The 18,151-nt window shown below is 67.6% G+C and carries 19 protein-coding genes and 1 pseudogene; 8 read left to right on the forward strand and 12 right to left on the reverse strand.

What is annotated here, in order from left to right:
* Positions 1-57: 57 nt before the first annotated feature.
* Genes crcB (BN2156_RS11380) through mbtN form a run of 6 tightly spaced genes read left to right on the forward strand, consistent with a single transcriptional unit; the run spans position 58 to position 4,958 of the window.
* A complete protein-coding gene (crcB, locus tag BN2156_RS11380; RefSeq protein ID WP_090513581.1) occupies positions 58-456 on the forward strand; it encodes a fluoride efflux transporter CrcB in 399 nt (132 codons plus the stop codon).
* Entirely contained in the window at positions 453-818 is a 366-nt protein-coding gene (gene crcB / locus BN2156_RS11385; RefSeq protein WP_090513583.1) for a fluoride efflux transporter CrcB, read from the forward strand. The genes crcB (BN2156_RS11380) and crcB (BN2156_RS11385) overlap by 4 nt, the downstream gene beginning before the upstream one ends.
* Positions 815-1,885: a putative PII-like signaling protein gene (locus tag BN2156_RS11390; protein WP_090513585.1), complete on the forward strand. Its 1,071-nt coding sequence runs from the start codon at positions 815-817 to the stop codon at positions 1,883-1,885. The genes crcB (BN2156_RS11385) and BN2156_RS11390 overlap by 4 nt, the downstream gene beginning before the upstream one ends.
* A 60-nt stretch (positions 1,886-1,945) precedes the next feature.
* A complete protein-coding gene (locus BN2156_RS11395; RefSeq protein ID WP_019348478.1) occupies positions 1,946-2,215 on the forward strand; it encodes a mycobactin biosynthesis acyl carrier protein MbtL in 270 nt (89 codons plus the stop codon).
* 5 nt (positions 2,216-2,220) lie between these two features.
* Positions 2,221-3,786: a long-chain-fatty acid--ACP ligase MbtM gene (mbtM, locus tag BN2156_RS11400; RefSeq protein WP_235625356.1), complete on the forward strand. Its 1,566-nt coding sequence runs from the start codon at positions 2,221-2,223 to the stop codon at positions 3,784-3,786.
* Positions 3,783-4,958, forward strand: a complete 1,176-nt coding sequence (mbtN, locus tag BN2156_RS11405; RefSeq protein WP_090513590.1) for a mycobactin biosynthesis acyl-ACP dehydrogenase MbtN — start codon at positions 3,783-3,785, stop codon at positions 4,956-4,958. The genes mbtM and mbtN overlap by 4 nt, the downstream gene beginning before the upstream one ends.
* A 13-nt stretch (positions 4,959-4,971) precedes the next feature.
* Here mbtN and BN2156_RS11410 read toward each other — a convergent pair whose 3' ends face one another.
* Positions 4,972-5,622: a GNAT family N-acetyltransferase gene (locus BN2156_RS11410; protein ID WP_090513593.1), complete on the reverse strand. Its 651-nt coding sequence runs from the start codon at positions 5,620-5,622 to the stop codon at positions 4,972-4,974.
* Positions 5,623-5,685: 63 nt separating this feature from the next.
* Positions 5,686-6,045: a DUF488 domain-containing protein gene (locus tag BN2156_RS11415; RefSeq protein ID WP_090513596.1), complete on the reverse strand. Its 360-nt coding sequence runs from the start codon at positions 6,043-6,045 to the stop codon at positions 5,686-5,688.
* A gap of 20 nt (positions 6,046-6,065) precedes the next feature.
* On the opposite strand from BN2156_RS11415, the gene BN2156_RS30545 reads away from it, so the two are divergent.
* Positions 6,066-6,275 carry a hypothetical protein gene (locus BN2156_RS30545; protein ID WP_131725157.1) on the forward strand — a complete coding sequence of 70 codons (210 nt, stop codon included), beginning with the start codon at positions 6,066-6,068 and terminating at the stop codon, positions 6,273-6,275.
* Here BN2156_RS30545 and BN2156_RS11425 read toward each other — a convergent pair.
* From BN2156_RS11425 to BN2156_RS11440, 4 genes and pseudogenes are all read right to left on the reverse strand, one after another.
* Positions 6,276-8,884, reverse strand: a pseudogene (locus BN2156_RS11425) (LuxR C-terminal-related transcriptional regulator).
* A gap of 142 nt (positions 8,885-9,026) precedes the next feature.
* On the reverse strand, positions 9,027-10,172 hold the full coding sequence (nagA, locus tag BN2156_RS11430; RefSeq protein WP_090513601.1) for an N-acetylglucosamine-6-phosphate deacetylase: 1,146 nt from the start codon (positions 10,170-10,172) through the stop codon (positions 9,027-9,029).
* Positions 10,173-10,958, reverse strand: coding sequence for a glucosamine-6-phosphate deaminase (gene nagB / locus BN2156_RS11435; RefSeq protein WP_090513603.1), 786 nt, complete (start codon positions 10,956-10,958; stop codon positions 10,173-10,175).
* The gene (locus BN2156_RS11440) at positions 10,959-11,429 is read right to left on the reverse strand and encodes a PTS sugar transporter subunit IIA (RefSeq protein WP_090513604.1); all 471 of its coding nucleotides are present in this window, start codon (positions 11,427-11,429) and stop codon (positions 10,959-10,961) included.
* A 148-nt stretch (positions 11,430-11,577) separates the two neighbouring features.
* Here BN2156_RS11440 and BN2156_RS11445 point away from each other — a divergent pair, with 148 nt between their 5' ends.
* Positions 11,578-13,155, forward strand: coding sequence for a PTS transporter subunit EIIC (locus BN2156_RS11445; protein ID WP_090513607.1), 1,578 nt, complete (start codon positions 11,578-11,580; stop codon positions 13,153-13,155).
* A gap of 4 nt (positions 13,156-13,159) precedes the next feature.
* On the opposite strand, the gene BN2156_RS11450 is transcribed toward BN2156_RS11445, so the two are convergent.
* The 6 genes from BN2156_RS11450 to BN2156_RS11475 form a co-directional block, all read right to left on the reverse strand.
* Entirely contained in the window at positions 13,160-13,591 is a 432-nt protein-coding gene (locus BN2156_RS11450; RefSeq protein ID WP_090513609.1) for a hypothetical protein, read from the reverse strand.
* The gene (locus BN2156_RS11455; RefSeq protein WP_235625279.1) at positions 13,588-14,241 is read right to left on the reverse strand and encodes a hypothetical protein; all 654 of its coding nucleotides are present in this window, start codon (positions 14,239-14,241) and stop codon (positions 13,588-13,590) included. The genes BN2156_RS11450 and BN2156_RS11455 overlap by 4 nt, the downstream gene beginning before the upstream one ends.
* 73 nt (positions 14,242-14,314) lie before the next feature.
* A complete protein-coding gene (locus tag BN2156_RS11460) occupies positions 14,315-14,872 on the reverse strand; it encodes a chorismate mutase (protein WP_090513612.1) in 558 nt (185 codons plus the stop codon).
* Entirely contained in the window at positions 14,872-15,873 is a 1,002-nt protein-coding gene (locus BN2156_RS11465) for an LmeA family phospholipid-binding protein (RefSeq protein ID WP_162490777.1), read from the reverse strand. The genes BN2156_RS11460 and BN2156_RS11465 overlap by 1 nt, the downstream gene beginning before the upstream one ends.
* Before the next feature lie 62 nt (positions 15,874-15,935).
* Positions 15,936-17,102: a DUF7802 domain-containing protein gene (locus BN2156_RS11470; RefSeq protein WP_090513618.1), complete on the reverse strand. Its 1,167-nt coding sequence runs from the start codon at positions 17,100-17,102 to the stop codon at positions 15,936-15,938.
* Positions 17,095-18,045: a metal-dependent hydrolase gene (locus BN2156_RS11475; protein WP_090513621.1), complete on the reverse strand. Its 951-nt coding sequence runs from the start codon at positions 18,043-18,045 to the stop codon at positions 17,095-17,097. Before BN2156_RS11475 ends, BN2156_RS11470 begins: the two co-directional genes overlap by 8 nt.
* Positions 18,046-18,151: the final 106 nt, after the last annotated feature.

Genomic DNA, 18,151 nt, shown 5'->3' on the forward strand with positions numbered 1-18,151 from the left:
CTCCCGAACGGATGTCGGTGCCTGCTAGTCGCGCACCAGACGCCATACTTTTGGCTTATGTTCGGCCACGACCCCCGAGAATTGGCCGCGGTGTTCGTCGGCGGCGCCCTGGGCACGCTGGCACGCGCCGGCCTGGCGGTGCTCGCGGCCCACGATCCCCATCAATGGCCCTGGCCGACGTTCATCGTGAACATCGTCGGCGCGTTTCTGCTGGGGTACTTCACCACGCGACTGCTGGAAAGGCTGCCGGTATCGAGCTACCGCCGCCCTCTCCTGGGCACCGGGTTGTGCGGCGGGCTCACCACGTTCTCCACGATGCAGGTCGAGACGATCACGATGCTCGAGCACGGTCACTGGGCGTTGGCCGCGGGCTACACCGTGGCCAGCATCGCGGCAGGCCTGCTCGCGGTGGCGGTGGCGACCGCGTTGGTCCGGCGGGCCGCGGTGGGTCGATGACTACCCTGTTGTGGACCGGGGTGATGCTGCTGGGCGGCGTCGGGGCGGTCTGCCGATTCCTTCTCGACCGCGCGGTTTCCGCACGGCACTCGCGGGGGTTTCCGTTCGGCACCCTCGCGGTGAACCTGAGCGGCGCCTTCCTGCTCGGCTTTCTGGGCGGCCTGGCCCTGGACCGGCACACCGCGCTGCTGGCGGGTACCGCATTCGTCGGCTCCTATACGACGTTTTCCACCTGGATGCTGGAAACCCAGCGCCTGGGCGAAGAACGCCGGATCTGGCCGGCAGTGGGCAATATCGTCGTCAGCGTCGCGCTCGGATTGGCCGCCGCGTGGCTGGGGATGACGCTGGGAGCCCGGTTGTGAGCTCCGCCGATTACCTCAAGCTGACGGCCTACTTCGGTGAGCGCCTGCGCCACGAGCACCGCTTCGTCGCCGATGCGCTGCTGGACCTGTACGGGGGCAATGACGTCGCGATCAGTGTGATGCTGCGCGGGATCGCCAGCTTCGGCCCACATCACCACCTGCGCACCGACGAGACGTTGACCGGCTCCGAGGATCCCCCGATCGCCATCGCCGCCGTCGACGCCGCAGGCAAGATCGCGGCACTGGCCGAGCAGACTGTGACCGCCATCCCCCGCGGCCTGGTCACCCTGGAACGCGCTCAGCTGGTTCGTCGGGAGTCACCGGCTCCGACGGTCACCGATGCCTGCAAGCTGACGGTGTATGTCGGCCGCCATCACCGGATTGACGGGATTCCCGCGTACCGCGCGGTGTGCGACCGGCTGCACCGGCACGGGTTCGCCGCGGCCACGGTGTTTCTGGGGGTGGACGGGACCGCACACGGTCAGCGTCGACGCGCCGCATTCTTCAGCCGCAACACCGAGGTACCGCTCATGATCGTCGGGCTGGGAACCGGGGTGCAGGTGAATGCCGTATTGGGCGAGCTGACCGAACTGCTCCAGAACCCACTGCTGACCGTCGAGCGGGCACAGCTGTGCAAGCAGGGCGGGCGTCTTCTGACCCGGCCGGCCGAGCTGCCGAGCACCGACGCCCAGGGGCGTCCGCTGTGGCAGAAACTGATGGTGCACACGTCCGAGACCGCACAGCACGACGGGGTGCCGATCCACCGGGCCATCGTCCGCAGGCTGCTGCAGTCGCGCTCATCCGGCGGCGCCACCGTGCTGCGCGCGGTCTGGGGCTATTGCGACGACGGGAAGCCCCACGGAGACAAGCTGTTCCAGCTGGGCCGCCACGTCCCGGTGACGACCATCGTGGTGGACTCGCCGGAACGGATCTCCGCATCCTTCGAGATCGTCGATGGGATCACCCGCGAGCATGGCGTGGTCAGCGCCGAGATGGTGCCCTCGGCAACCGTTGTCGACGCCGGCCACCGGCTCGGCGGGACCGATCTGGCGTCCTTCAGTTACTGACCTCACAGCCAGCCTGGTAAGGCTAGCCTATCTTTCCTCGGCCGTGTACCGTGCCACCCCATGCAGTCGACAACACCCGAAGCGGTCAGCGCCGCCCTCACCGAGATCCTTCGCGACGACATGAACGTCGATGTCCGCCGGGTGACCAGGGAATCCCGACTCATCGACGACGTCGGCCTGGACTCGGTGGCCTTCGCCGTCGGCATGGTCGCGATCGAGGACAAGCTCGGGGTCGCCCTGTCCGAGGAAGACCTGCTCAGCTGCGACACCGTCGGCGACCTCGAGGCGGCCATCCTGGCGAAAGTGCCTGCCGCGCAGAGCAGCCAGTGAGCGTGCTGGCCACGGCGCTCGCCGCGTCGCTGACCGCCACCGACGCTGACCTCGTGGTGTACGACCATGAGACGCACGCCTGGACGCGTCATTCCTGGGGCGAGGTGTACGCCCGCGCCGAGAACGTCGCCGAGCAGATCGGTCAGGACGGTTCGACGGCGGTCGGTGTGGTCGGCGAGCCCACCGTGGAAGGAATCGCATCGGTTCTCGGTGCCCTGCTGGCCGGCGCGGCGCTGTCCGTACTGCCGGGCCCGATCCGGGGTGCCGACGCGGATACCTGGGCCCAGTCCACCGTGAACCGCTTGGCAGGCATCGGCGTGGGCACGGTGTTCAGCCACGGCGGTTACCTGGACCTGCTGCGGACCGTCGAGACCCCGCTGACGCTCCACGACGACGCCGTCGTCGCCCACGCTCAGCGGTCCACCACGCTGCCGCTGGGAACCGGCCCGTTCGCGGTCCTGCAGGGCACCGCCGGATCGACCGGCACGCCCCGCACCGCCCAGCTGACCCCGTCGGCGGTGCTGGCCAACCTGCGTGGGCTCAGCGATCGGATCAGCTTGTCGCGCAGCGATATCGGCTGCTCCTGGCTGCCGCTGTACCACGACATGGGGCTGACCTTCCTGCTGGCCGGAGCGCTCGGGGGCATCGAGGTGTGGCAGGCCCCGACGATGGCCTTCGCGGCCTCACCGTTCAGCTGGGTGCGCTGGCTCACCGAGAGCCGCGCAACCTTGACCGCGGCCCCGAACATGGCCTACGGCCTGATCGGTAAGTACTCCAAGCGCCTCACCGATCTGGACCTGTCCGCCCTGCGGTTCGCGCTCAACGGCGGCGAGCCGGTCGATTGCGAGGCCACGATCCGATTCGGCACCGAACTGTCCCGCTTCGGCTTTGATCCCGGAGCGCTCTCACCGTCGTACGGCATGGCTGAATCATCCTGCGCGGTCACAGTTCCCGTTCCCGGACTCGGTGTGGTACTCGACGAGATCACCGTCGCCACCGATGCCGGGAGCAACCGGCAGCAGCTGGCGGTGCTCGGTGACGCCATCGCCGGCATGGAAGTGCGTCTGCGGCCCAGTGAAGACAACGCGGGCATCGTCGGCCGCGAGGTGGGCGAGGTCGAGATCCGCGGCACCTCGATGATGACGGGCTACCTGGGCCAGACACCACTGGATCCCGACGACTGGTTCGCCACCGGGGATCTGGGCTACTTCGTCGGCGGTGGACTCGTGGTCTGCGGCCGCACCAAGGAACTGATCACCGTGGCCGGGCGCAACATCTTCCCCACCGAGATCGAGCGGGTTGCCGCTCAGGTCAAGGGAGTTCGCGAAGGCGCGGTCGTGGCCGTGGGCGCCGGCGAGAAGTCGGTCCGCTCCGGCCTGGTGATCGCAGCCGAGTTCCGTGGCGCCGACGAGGCCGGCGCTCGTAGCCAGGTGATCCAGCAGGTCGCATCCGAGTGCGGCATCGTGCCCGCCGACGTGGTGTTCCTGACCCCCGGATCACTCCCCCGCACCTCCTCGGGCAAGCTGCGCCGCCTGGAGGTCAAACGACAATTGGAGACAGCGAAGCCATGACCGCGACTGTGCCCACGCCGGCGCCGGCCACCACCACCCTCGACGAATACCGTGATCTGCTGGAGCGCGCGTTCGACGACCAGGTCAAGGCATGGACCGCCGAAGCCGAAGAGACCGAGAGCTTTCCGCGCCAGCTCATCGAACATCTCGGCCGCAGCGGGGTGTTCAGCGAGAAGTGGGGTGACGGCCAGCAACCCGACGTGGCCAAGCTGGTCGAACTGGCCTTCGCCCTGGGGCGGACCGGCTCGTCTGGTATCGGCGTCGGGGTCAGCCTGCACGATTCGGCAATCGCCCTGCTGCGCCGCTTCGGCAAATCCGACCACCTGCGCACCATCTGCGAACAGGCCATCCACGGCGAGGCTGTGCTGTGCATCGCCGCCTCCGAGGAATCCGGAGGTTCGGACCTGCAGATCGTTGAGACCGAAGTACGCACGGTCGACGGCGGTTTCGCGATCAAGGGCATCAAGAAGTTCGTCTCTCTGTCGACGATCGCCGATCACATCATGGTGGTGGCCCGCAACGTCGATCACGACCCGACCAGCAGGCACGGCAACGTCGTCGTCGTCGCCGTGCCAACCACGCAGGTCGAGATCCAGACGCCCTACCGCAAGGTGGGCAACGGACCCCTGGCCACCGCGGCGGTGCACATCGACACGTGGGTGCCGGCCGACCATCTGGTGGCCCGCGCCGGCACCGGGCTGGCGGCGATCTCCTGGGGATTGGCCCACGAGCGCCTCTCGATTTCGGGACAGGTCGCGTCGGGATCACAACGGATCCTCGGAATCACGTTGGCGCGCATGATGAAACGCCGGCAGTTCGGCCACACCCTCTACGAGCATCAGGCGCTGCGGATGCGGATCGCCGATCTGCAGGCCCGCGTCGATCTGCTGCGTTACGCCCTGGCCGGGGTGGCCGCGCAGGGCAAGCTCGATCTCCGGGCCGCCGCGGCCTTCAAGGTGACCGCCGCGCGGCTGGGCGAGGAGGTCGCATCCGAGTGCATGCACATCTTCGGCGGCTCCGGCTATCTGGTCGACGAGACACCGCTGGGCAAGTGGTGGCGCGACATGAAGCTGGCCCGTGTCGGTGGCGGCACCGATGAGGTGCTGTGGGAGCTGGTGGCCGCGGCCATGAAGCCCGATTACGACGGCTACGCCGAATTCGCCGGAGCCTGAACCGGTTCGCCAGTTACCCGGCGACGCCGATGGCGTCGTCGGGTGTACGCGGCAGCGCGTAGAGGGCCATGCGCCGGTTCGACATCTGGTGCTCGCCCAGGAATTCGCATCCCGCCCATTCGCACACCCGCCGGGCGCCGGCGTTGCGGTGGTCCGGATCGAACATGACCCGACGGCAGTTCGGTTCGAGTTCGAACACGTTGGCTACGATGCGCGGCAACAGGATCGGGCCGATGCCACGGTTGACGAATCTCAGATCGGCGATCGCGGCATGCATACCGATGTCATGTGGATCGGCGGCGTACCGGGGTGCGATCGAATCCTTGGCCGCCCGGTACAGCTCGACGTACCCGACCGGCTTGCCGCGGAAGCTCGCGATGAACGGCCGTGAGTATTCGCCGTCGAGCTGAGCCTGCAGGTACCGCCGCCAGCGCTCCGGCTCCCAGTCGTACTCCCAGGCCTCCACCAGGTGCGGACGGTTCATCCACTCCGACACCAGCTCGGCGTCGGCATCGGCGTCAGCCACCCGGATGTCGTACGGCTCAGCCAGGACCGGGGTGGGAGGGGCGTCGACCGCGCGCACCGCGTCGGCGATGTCGGTCAGCTCGCGTTTGAGGACGGGGGCGCCGGGCAAGTCGGTCACGTCGGTATCGATATCGCTCATTTGAGCGCCGAGCCTACCGTAGCGAGTGAGGGTAGGTTTACCTTCCTACCCTGCAGCCCGAGGTCAGCCGAGCAGCTCGGCGAGAACGGTCAGATGGCTCAGTTCAAGTTCGCGGGTCGCCGTCACCAACGTGACCGGACCGTCGCCGACCAACGCCCGCAGCTCCTCGAGGGCCGCGGCCTCGTCGCCGGACTGCAGTTCCTGCGTGTAACGCGCAGCGAATTCGTCATAGCGCTCGGGTTTGTGGTCGTACCAGTGCCGCAACTCCGTGGACGGAGCCACCGCGGGCAACCAGCGCCCCACCCGCGGATCTGTCTTCTTCAATCCCCTGGGCCACAGCCGGTCAGCCAGGACCCGCCGGCCCTCATCGGGTTCGGGCTCGGTGTACACACGGGCCAGCCGCACTCGGTTTTTCTCGGCCATGACATGCCATGGTAGGAGGCATGAGCCTGGACCGGATCGCAGATCTGCAGCGTTGGCAGGATTCCGGCGCGCACTGGCGCGTCCTCACCCGAACCTCGAACAGCCTCACGATCGCGCTGCTGCGGTGCGACGGCGGCGAGGAGGTCGACCGCTTCACCTCCAGCGATCCACGACTGGTCGAATTCGTCGGCGCCCGCATGTCCAGCGAGGACCCGGATCAACCGGGCTGATCACCTCACCGGACCGAAGCGTGCCAACCGGGCCAGATGATCACGGTCCTCCACTCCGAGCTTGGCGAACATGCGGTATAGATGCCCGTCGACGGTGCGCACCGACAGACACAGCTTGCCGGCGATCTGCCGGTTGCTCAGCCCGACACCGACCAGGTTGGCGATCTCCCACTCACGCCCGGTCAACGGCAGCGGATCTCCGGCGCAGCCAAGGGCCGGGGTCAGCGCACCGCTCTGGCGAGACAGCCACAGCGCCCGGGCGGCCGATTCCAGTTCCCCGCCGCGGCCGCGTACTCCTGGGCCGCGTGGGCGGCAGCATCGGCGGCCAGGGCCAGCGCACCGATCGCCTCGAACCGGTCGGTGGCGGTGACGAGTTGATCGGGATCATGCTGGGCCAGCCCCAAACCGTGCGCGGTGATCGCCTCGGCCATCCGGCCACCGTGGGCGCGCGCCAGGTGCCGGACTCTGCGGTGCCCTGACGTGTTCCCGAACCTCAGTGCAGTGTGCAGCGCCGCGAGTTCGACCGTCACCATTCCGCCCGCCTTGGCGCACTGGGCCGCCCGCAGGGCGTGCTCCACAGCCGATTCGGGGTCACCGTTGGCGGCCGCTGCCCAGGCCCTGGCCAACTCCAACTCGGGCCGGAACACATCGAGCGGCCCGACCCCGGCAGCTTCGGCCCGCAGCAGCGCAGCGCCCGCCGCGGGACCGTTGCCGCGCATCCCCTCGGCCTGGGCCAGCCAGGCGGCAACCACCATCAACCACCCGGGCGGAAGCCCCTGCGGTGTGGCCCACACCGCAGCCTGCAGGGCTTCGCAGGCCGAGGCCAGGTGTCCGCGAGCCAGCGCGACCCGGCCCGACAGCGCGGTGACGATGGCCTCGGCCTGCGGGGAACCGGCTGCCGGTACGGTGTAGCGGTCACAGACCCGCTGCGCCCGCCCCAGGTCCCCCTCGGCCACGCCCGCCGACACCTGCGCGAAAGCCAGCCAATAGCGCTGTGGCCCGGACCCGCAATCCTCGGCGGCCAATTCACCCGCCTGCGCCACGGCGACGACCTCATCAGTCCGGCCCGACAAGGCCAGCGCGCTCGAAGTAGCCAGGGCCGCCCACACATTCGCCGTCGACGACACCTCGGTGCCGAGAGTTTCGGTACCCGACGCGATCGCACCGGCCAGATCGCCGGCGAAGAACGCGAACACCGCCTCCATCGCCACCACCAGATGCAACGTCTGCGAGCGGTGGACGCGCCCCCGCACCGTCGCGAGAACGGAATGCGCCGCGTCGGGGCGGGCACACCCGAAGAACAGGTTCGACGCCCGCAGACAACCCCAACGCGCCAGCGCCGGTTCGTCGCCGGCCGGCGGTACCGAGCGAGCCAGCAGTTCCTCGGCCTGCTCACCGCGCCCCTGCCAGCTCATCGCATCGGCCAGCACGATCGCCGCGGGCAGCCCGGCACCGTGGTCGAGCGCGTATCGCGCAAGTTCTTCGCCCAGTGCCAGATTGGACATGGTCACGGCATTGGCCGCGGCATCGGTGATGACGTCCGGATCGGCCGGGCCGTTGCCTCCGGCCATGAATCGAGCCAGCTGAATGCGTCCCCGTACGTCGGGGATCGTACCGTTGTTCGGCGACTCCAGGTGCGCCCCGAGCAGCGATGCCAGCAGCGTGTTGATCTGCCGGGAACGGGTTTTCGAGCATCGGCCGCGGGCGACTTCCCCGATGATGGGATGGCCGGGCTGCACCAGGGTGCAGGCAGCGTCGTTGAGCACCTGGATCGCTCCCCGGCGCTCGAGCCGCGCAATCGCGTCGGTGTCGCAGGCCGCCACCAGCACATCCCAGTCGAGCACCTCGGCGGTGGAGACCACCTCCACCACATCGCGTTCAGCCGGTGTCAGCGTGTCGAATCGCGACTCGATCAGCGCGTGCAGATCGGCACTTGCCCGCAACTGCCCGCGCAACCGCCAGCGTCCCTGATCGCAGACGAACACCGAATCTCCCAGGGCCGCGTTGAGCGCGCCGCGAAGGTAGAGCGGACTTCCCGAGGAGAACCGGTGCAGTTCACCGACCGCACGCTCGTCGACATCACCGCCCAACACCGCCCTGGCCAACTCACCGGTCTGCTCCCGGGTGAAGGGTTCGAGGTCCAACCGCAGCAGCAGCTGTTCCTTCCACAGCGCTGTCACCGCATCGGAAGCGGGTGCCCCGTTGCCGATGGTGACGATCAGGCGCGGCGAGCCGTGCACCGCCAGTTGCTGTACCAGCAGCGCCGACAACGGATCCAGGTGCTGCGCGTCGTCGACGACGATGACCAGGTCGGGGTCGGAGGCCAACCGTTCGTGTGCCGCGGCGAGCATGACCGTCGGGTCATGCGCGTCGGTGAGGGTGAGCGCGTGACGAAATGCCCCGAGCGGCACCGCCTGACCGGTTTCGGTGCCCAGCACGAACCGGACCGGGCAACCTTCGGCCTCCAGGCCTTCGGCCAGTACCCGGGCCAACGCCGACTTGCCGACTCCGGCCTTTCCCGCCAAGACCACCCCGCGGGCGCCGCCTCTCAGCGCCTGCGCGGCCTCGCGCAACTCGACATCCCGTGCGACAAACGGCCAGTCCGACAAATACCACCCCCAGAAGCCTCGCGCCGTACTCGGGTGACGGTACGCCGGTACAAGAATCTGTAACGACAATTCACCACCGGCGCAACCCGAATCTTTGCCTCAGAAAGCACTTCTCGGGATTGCAGCATACGTGGCGCGCGCTCTACGCCACCGGCTCCATTTCCCACACACCTCGACGCAGCACCCCGGCAACCGTCAGATCCGGACCTAGTGCCACCAGATCGGCTGCGGCGCCGGGCGTCAGGCCGGCGCCGGGCAGACCCAGTGCCCGTGCCGGGTTGATCGAGGCCTGACGAACCACAACCATGAGGGCCTCGTCGCGGGGCAAACCGCAATGGGCGACCGCGAATCGGACCACCAGGTCCATGGTCGCCGTGCTCCCGGCGATGGTGTCGGTGCCTCCGACGAACGCCACCCCGTCCACCACATCGACCTGCACGGGGCCCAGGTGATAGCGGCCGTCGGCCATGCCGGTGGCCGCCATCGAGTCGGTGATCAGCGAAACGCGATCCGGTCCGGCGGCGTGCGTGACGTGCCGGTAGATGGCCGGATCGAGATGGACCCCGTCAGCGATGAGTTCGACGGTGACGGCGGGATCTTCGAGCAATGCGATCACCGGGCCCGGCTCACGTCGGTCGATCGGGCGCATGGCGTTGAACAGGTGCGTGCCCACCGTGGCACCGGCGGAAATCGCCGCGCGGGTCTGCTCGTAGGTCGCCTCGGTATGACCGACGGCCACCACCACCCCCGCCTCGACCAGCTGCCGGATCGCGGCCGGCGCGCCCGGACGTTCCGGTGCGATCGTCACCATCCGCAGTGTGCCCGCGGCGGCGGCCAGTAACCGGTCGATCTCGGCCGGGTCAGGGTCACGCATGAGATCGGGTTGATGAGCACCGCACCGCACGGTCGACAGCCACGGGCCCTCGAGATGGATGCCGTCGATCCGCCCGGCACGCGCGTCCTCGGCCCGCGCCCGGACTTGGCGCAGCAGGTCATCGGGGCTCGCGGTGACAAGCGAGGCGATCAGGGTGGTGGTGCCGTGCTTACGGTGCAGCGCCACGGCGGCCGAGGCGTCGTCCTCCGACACGACCGAGAAGCTGCCTCCGCCACCGCCGTGGTTATGGGTGTCGACGAACCCCGGAGCCAACGTCACCGAACCCAGATCACGATCCGGAGGGCGGGGCGGTGCACCCGCGCCGGTCGCGGTCACCCGGCCGTCCGTCACGTCAATCCACCCTGGCCGCAACAGTTCTGCGCCGGTGATCAGGGTTTCGGCGGTCAGCAGCACTCAGATGCCCTGCCAATCCGGCTTCGAGCGGTAGGTCTCCCGGTAGTAGTCGATGAGCTGAAGCCGCTGCGCCGCAGCATCATCGAGCAGCACGCTGACATGCGGGTGGTGCTGCAGGATGGTTGCCGGCCACATGGCGCTCACGGCGCCTTCGACGAGATGGTGCACGGCTTCGGCCTTGCTGCGACCGACGGCCACCAGGATCACGTGCCGGGCCGCCATGATGGTGGCCAGCCCCTGTGTCAGGCAGTGCGTCGGCACCGCATCCAGGTCGTTTCCGAAGAACCGGGCGTTGTCGAGGCGGGTCTGCCGCGTCAACGTCTTGATCCGGGTACGGGACGCCAGTGAGGACCCCGGTTCGTTGAACGCGATGTGTCCGTCGGTGCCGATACCGACGATCTGCAGATCGACACCACCGGCGTCGCGAATCGCCTGCTCGTATGCCGCGCACGCGGCCGGGATGTCGGCCGCCAGTCCGTCGGGACCGGCGACGGCGCCCGGCGCGAAGTCCACGCGTGAGACGAACACCGTGTCGATTACGTTGCGGTAGCGCTCGGGATGGTCAGCGGGCAGGCCGACGTACTCGTCGAGGGTGAACCCCCGGGCCTGCCGGAATGACATCTGCCCGGCGGCATAGCGCGCGGCGAGTTCGTCGTAGATCGCCAGCGGCGACGAACCGGTGGCCAGGCCCAGTACCGCGTCCGGCTTGCGACCGAGCAGCGCGCCGACCGCGTCGGCAGCCACGCCGCCGATCGTGGCAGCATCGGCCAGGATGATGACTTCCATCTACTTGCTCGCCGTGAAAAGTTCTGCGCCCGAGCCGATGTCGGCCCCAGCCGTCACCGGCGCGGCCACCGTCACGTTGCCGGGCTCCCGCTCGTCCATGACCACTACGGGAACTACCGGATTGAGGCCCTTCGCCTCGATGGCGGGCACGTCGTAGGTGATCATCACCTGGCCGGCGGTGACGTCGTCGCCCTGGTTCACATGCGTGGTGAAGCCTTCTCCGTTGAGTGCCACCGTATCGAGCCCGAGGTGGACCAGGACGCCGACGTTGTCGGTCGTCATGATGACGTAGGCGTGCGGCATCAGTTTCAACAACTTGCCGCTGACCGGGGCAATCGCGTCGATCACGCCACGCGGCGGATCCACCGCGGCACCGTAACCCACCATGCCCGCCGAGAACACGGGGTCCGGAACATCCTGGAGTGCCACTGCACGCCCCGGAACCGGGGCGAGTACTCGCGTCGTGCTCACTGTGCGGCTCCTTTTGCGGCCCGGGCTGCTCGTGCCACAAACAATACGAGCGCGGCCGAAAGACGACCTCAAGTTTACGGGTTCTCGTCTAAGCTTCCGCTCAGCCTCGCGGCGGATCGCGCCGGGCGGCCAGGAGGGCGACAGTGCGATGAGCGGTACAACGAAACCTGAAGGTACACAGGCGAAGTCCGGCCTGCGTATACCCGCTTTCGCCCAACTGCAACGACTCGGCAAGAGCCTGATGTTGCCGATCGCCGTGTTGCCCGCCGCGGGCATCCTGCTGCGCCTGGGCCAGCCCGACCTGCTCGGCCGGATCGACTCACCCGTCATCGGCCCGTTCTTCAAGGCGATGAGCGCCGCCGGCGACGCCCTGTTCACCAATCTGCCCCTGCTCTTCGCGGTCGGTGTCGCGATCGGCTTCGCCCGCAAAGCCGACGGCTCGACCGCCCTGGCCGCGGTGGTCGGTTACCTGGTGATGGCCGCGGTCTTCAAGACCATGTCCCCCATCGTGCTGGCCGGCGAGGTGGACAAGGCCGGCGATCAAGCGCAGATCAACTACAGCGTGTTCGCCGGAATCGTGGTGGGTCTGGTGACGGCATGGTTGTTCGACCGCTACCACACCATCCAATTGCCCTCTTATCTCGGTTTTTTCGGCGGACGACGATTTGTCCCGATCGTGGTGTCGCTGGCGAGCTTGTTCATCGCCTTCCTGATGAGCTACTTCTATCCGATCTTCGACGCGGGGTTGACGGCGCTAGGCCGGTTCATCGGCGGCAGCGGCGCATTGGGCGCCTTTGTGTACGGGTTCGCCAACCGCATGCTGATTCCCGTGGGCCTGCACCACATCCCGAACTCATACGTGTGGTTCATCTACGGCGACTATCAGACCCCGGACGGCAACGTGGTGACCGGCGAGCTCACCCGGTTCGCGGCAGGAGACCCGACCGCGGGCATCCTCACCTCCGGGTTCTACCCGGTCCTGATGTTCGGTCTGCCCGCTGCGGCGCTGGCGATGATCTTGGCCGCCAACAAGAAGCAACGCAAAGTCGCGGTCGGCATCCTCTCAGCGGCCGCCCTGACCGCATTCCTGACCGGCGTGACCGAACCACTGGAGTTCGCGTTCATGTTCGTGGCGTTCCCGCTCTACGTGATTCATGCGGTCCTGACCGGGCTGTCGCTGGCGATCGCCTACCTGCTCGACATCCACCTGGGCTTCTCGTTCTCAGCCGGGCTCATCGACCTGCTGCTCTACGGCGGTGCTCCCGCGGCGAACAACATCTGGCTGCTCATCGCGATGGGCGCGGTGTTCGCGGTGGTCTACTTCGTGCTGTTCTATGTCGCGATCACGAAGTGGAACATGCGCACCCCTGGCCGTGAACCGGAAACCGATTTCGAGGCCGAGGAACAGGCGAACCTCGGTGAGGGCGCCGACTCCACGACTGCCGTTGCCGCAGGCGGCGTGGCCACCGAAACGCTCACCGCCCCCGCCCGAGCCGACACTCAGGCCGAACAGATCATCGCGGCCTTCGGCGGCCGGGAGAACCTCGTGAACGTCGACGCCTGCATCACCCGGCTCCGCATGGAGGTCGCCGACAAGAGCAAGGTCGACCAGGACCGACTGAAGGCGCTGGGCGCCGCAGGCGTCATCGAGGTCGGCAACAGCGTTCAAGCGGTCTTCGGCACCAGTTCCGAGGCGATCAAGAACGCGATCGTCGACACCTTGTAGACCCTCACACCGACAGTAGCCGGTGGAAGAAGTCGCGATAGCGCTGCAGTGCCAGCCGGAGGTCCTCGGTCGAGGCCTCCTCGCCGCGGCCCCATTGCGCCTCAAGGCGAGAACGCGTATCGGCGAAGCTCGCGGTGAGCTCATCGACAACTTCCGAGACGAGGTTGTCGGCTTCCTGGACGCAGCCCTTCGGATCGTCGACGAACGCGGCCTGAACCTCGTCCCACCGCGAATTCAATCTGGTCCGGTGTTCATCGGCGAACAACAACGCGTTGTCGTCGGATGGCGGCTCGGGCTCCACGGTCTGCTCGGTCTCTGCGCGCTGAGGTGGTTCGACCTCTTCGTGGGCCGGCCCTGCCGCACCCGTATCGCGGCCTTCCGCTACATCAGTCGGCTCCGCTCGAACTGCTGACGTCTGCTCGTCGTGGGTGGTCATGCTCGCGCCTCCTTCGGCGAATCTGTACCGGCCTCCGGCTCGGTATTTGTGTGGCGCTGGCGCTCATGCTCGGCGCGGGGCTCACGCTCATGCTCGGTGGGCGTCTCCGGCTCCATTCCGAGCAATCGTTCGAAGAGCGCGCGATAGTGCACGATCGCCTCGCGTTGCGCCTCGGTGCCGATCTCCCCCTTCTCCTGGGCGAGGTGAAGGATGTGCGCCGCCCGGTAGTGCTCGACCACCTTGGGGTGATCGACCGAGATGTCGGCCGCACGTTGCTCGAAATCGTCTACCGGATAACCCCGTTCACGCATCACCTCGGTCACCAGGCGGTCGGCATCACCGACCGATTTCGCCGGATTGTCGACGAATCCGGTCTGCGTCACGCCCCACGCCTCGACATATCGAGCCCGGGACTCCGGCGTCAACTCCTTGATGTCCAGCTTGTTGTGCTTGCGTTCGCGCGCAAGTAGTTCCCGCTCCGCGGCGCGCTGATCACCGGCCGTCTCGACCGCGTGCTCATATTCCGGCCCGAACTGATCCTTGAGCCGTTCGCTGCGCTTGTGACGCATCATCGATGCGGCCACGACCACCGCGAGCAGCACGAGCGCCACGACAACTACAGCGATGACGATCCAACTCCATGTAGGCATTTCCTGACCTCCTGCGGCCAGGAGTACCCGCCCCCTGTCTACAGAAACGTCAATTCCGGAATGTGCCCCGCAGTCAGCGGCAATAGGACCGGGTGGCGAAGTCGAGCGCCCGCCGGTACAGCGGATCCAGATTCCGTGCCACGGCTACGGCATCGACGGCGCTCGCCAGGTCAGCCGGGCACGACGGTGAGTGCAGGGTCGGCCACTGATCGGCGATCTCGTCGACCATCGTGTGGTTCAGCGCGTCGATCGCGCTCCGCGACGCCGAAAGGTCGGGGGCGCTCACCGGAGCGGTGTCCGGATCCAGTTTCCACTGCGCGAACAGGCTGTGCTCCACGGCGACGGTGGCGTCGATCTGGTCCCGGAACACGTCGCCCACGTAGGCCGGGACGATGTGCCGGCTGTCGGCCTCGGCCGTCGTTGCGTCGATGACCTGCTGTTCGCGGCGCGGATCCTCGATCGGCCCACCGGTGCGGAACTTGTTGGCGGCCACCGGGTCCGCGGTCTGTAGCCGCTGCGCCGCCGCGTCGACCAACGGCAGCAGCGGGTTGGGGTCCTGCGCACTGGCGATCGGCGCGAGGGGCAGCACCGCGAGCGTGAGCGCGCCGGCGGCCGCGATTCGGGTCAGCATCAGAGCTTGGCGAAGCAGGCGTCGTCGGATTCGTCGTTGGGGATGGATGCGTTCTGGCTGGAGAACTTGCCCACCACGCCGGTGTCGGTCACCGCGACACTGTCGGCGTGGATGCCCAGTGGGTAGGCGTCGTTCAGCTGGGTCGTGAGGCCGTTGAGGGCCGCCTGCACGGTGTCCTTCTCGAATGGACCGCTGACATCGGTGACCTCCAGCTTGAGGTCACCGTTGTCGACGACCGGCTTGGCCGTCACCTTGGTGTCCCCGACGGCCTCCATGGTGATGGTGCCCGCCGCCGGATCGGTGGTGACATCGGAGACCAGTGCGCCGACACCGGGGAGGTTCTCGGCGACCGTGTCCTTGATCCCGGCCGATGTCCAGCTCAGGGTGGCGCTCAACGATCCGATGGTGCCCTTGGAGTCGTCGGTGCCCTGCAACCGGATGTCGGACAGCGCCACATCCGCCGTCATCCCCTTCGCGGCCTGCACCTGCTTGCCCCCGGTCTCCACCGAGATGTTGGTGTAGTGCCCGTTGATGTGCTGCCACAGGAACGGCGGGTTCACCCCGAACGAAACCGAGGCGTTGTCCTGGACCACGCACTCGGCGACCGCGACCAGTACCGAGCCGGCCTTGTGCCGGGCGTACAGTTCGGCACCGGTCAGGCCGATGACGACGAGCGCGACGACGATGACGGCGCCGAGGATGATCGCCTGGGGACTGCGCCATCGTGAGGACGGCTTCGCCGGTTCGGGCCGTGCATCCCCGGGGCCGGGGGAGGGCCGTTGCGGCGGTGGCGGACCGGCCGGGCGCGGGGCAACCGGTGGCCGGTTCCGCATGATCTTCTCGGTCGCGGCCTCGGGCGGCTGAGGGCGGGCCCGAATCTGTTCGGTCGGCGCCTCGGAACGTCCGGGGCGAGGCAGCCGCCGGGTGGCCGGGTCAGGCGGGGGCACCGGGCCCCGGCCTCGCCGGCCGGGGTCGCCGGGATGTTGCGGCGGTGTCGGCACCTCCGCAATTCTGCCGCATCGCGCGTGCCGTCAGAGGTGTGGCGCGCCTGTGGGTTCGCTCCTCATTCCTGGTTGCCTGCCGCCCCTGAGGGCACCGCATCGGGTTCTTTCTGCAGGCCATCGGGATTTGCGGTGGCCGCCGCAGCGATCGACAGGCCCGCGATCAGCAGGCAGATCACGGTATAGGCGAGGCTGCCGATGGGATCGCCGTCGGCGGTGACTCCGTCGACCGCGCCGAAATACGCCGGCAGCGCCGCCAGCCACAGCACGGTCATCACCGCCAGGTACACCGCGGCATAGCGCAGGATGAGCGGGTTCGCGTAGCGCACCGCCGCCGGATCGCCGCCCTTGCGCAGGCTCGACCATTGAGTGAACAGGACCGGGATCGCCACGAGGGTGAGCACGACGAGTTCGGCGGCGTACACGATGCCCCCGACGGTGGTGCTGCCCGAGATCGACGCGGCGAGCGTGGCAGGCAGCGGCAGCACCGCGGTGCCGATCGAAGCCAGAACACCGACGACGATGGTGCGGCCGAGGATTTGCAGGCCGGTGAACGTCTTGCCGTCCTGGACGTGGCGGCCGACGAACAGCTGCACACAGAAGGCCAGCGACATCGGCCACAGCGCGGCGAACACCACCACGCTGGGCAGCGGCACCGAATCGAAGAACGGCTGGTTCATCGGATGGTCCAGGGTCCACTCCCACCACCGCAGCTGCGGCCCGAGGTGGTCGAAGATCTCGTAGAACGCGTGATGGACGAAGCCGACACAGACCGCGCCGACCAGGACCCCGCGCCGGCGGAACACCCCGAGGATGCGGACGATCTCGTACGCCACCGTCGCCATCATCGGGTAGATCGCCACGATGTAGAGCGGCAGCCGTCCCCACAGGAAGTCGACGGTGAACACGTTGTGCGCGAACATCGTGTCGACGTGCTCGGCAATCCCGAATGCCCCGGGGAAGTACAGCGGCGGTTCGATGATCAGCAGATAGGCGATGGCGCCGAACCACAGCACCAGGTTGGTCGGGTCGTTGTGACGGCGCAGCCGCACGATGGCGTACACCAGAGCCAGTACCGCGCCGACGATGACGGTGATCTCCAGCACCGGCAGCGTCCAGTTCTCCAGGCCGAACGGGTTACGGAACTCGACCGGCCCGCCGGCGGTGTCACACGAAAAGCCCAGGCGTCCAGCCAAATCCGAGAACGTCGGCGTGCACAGATCAGACATCGGCGGTGTCCACCTTCTTGCTCGGGGCCTTGTCGGCGGTGTACCACTGGGTGACCTCGTAGCCGTCCTCGTACCGCTGGAACCACTCGTCGGCCAATGCCGGCAGTTTCTCGTGGGCCGGATCGTGGCCCGGGACCTGGCTGCGCACCACGCCGGTGAGGGCGGTCAGCATCTCGCGCACCGGCAGATGCGCGAACGCGTTCTCCACCGGCCCGTCGTAGGCGGTCTTGGTGAACGGAAGCTTCTGCAGCAGAGCCTTTTTCCGCGCCTGCATGCCGAACATCGACATCGCGTCGATCTTGCGCTCCTCCAGTGGCACGTGCTTGTTGAAGCCGTCGCAGGCCACCTTGAGCACCGCCCACACGTGTTTGAAGATCGACGGCGCCACCCGCATGCGGTACCACGGATCGTCGGCCACCGCGTCATAGATGATCAGCGCCGAGCTGCGGTGCTCGACCTCTTCGACGAAGTGCCACAGGAACAGTGACGCCACCCGGTCGTCCCCCGGAGCGAACAGCGTGTCGTCATGGTCGAGCATCAGTTTGAACACCGGGGTGAACGTCGCCTCCAGATCGGCGGTGTAGGCCAGCCGGTACTTCAGCGGTGTCTCGGCGGTCAGGTCGTCGAACGCCTTGACCACCTCGTCGAGGGTCTCCTTGAGACCCGGGTAGGTCTTGATCAGCCCCTTGGCGTGCTGACGGTGGGCCATCGCATGCTGGCCTTCCTGCCGCACGAAGGCCTGAGCCTCCTCGGCCACCGCCGGGTCGGTGATGAACGGCATGGCCTCGGTGATCATGTGCCCGATCATCTTCTCGAATGCGATGGCCAGGAATGACACCGCGTTGGCCATCGACGAGAACGCCGGATTGGACTCATTCCACAGAAATGGGACGCGGTGATCCGCGAACGCGAACCTCATCTTCCGCACGATCAGATCCGTCATCGGTGCCACCTCGCTTGTCCGAGTAATCATACAAAGAACGCCTTAGTTGTATGATTACTACACGCGGATGCGGCGCGTCAACGATGGGTGGCGATATCCTGCAGAG

The organism is Mycolicibacterium neworleansense (assembly GCF_001245615.1).
Taxonomy (GTDB): Bacteria; Actinomycetota; Actinomycetes; order Mycobacteriales; family Mycobacteriaceae; genus Mycobacterium; species Mycobacterium neworleansense.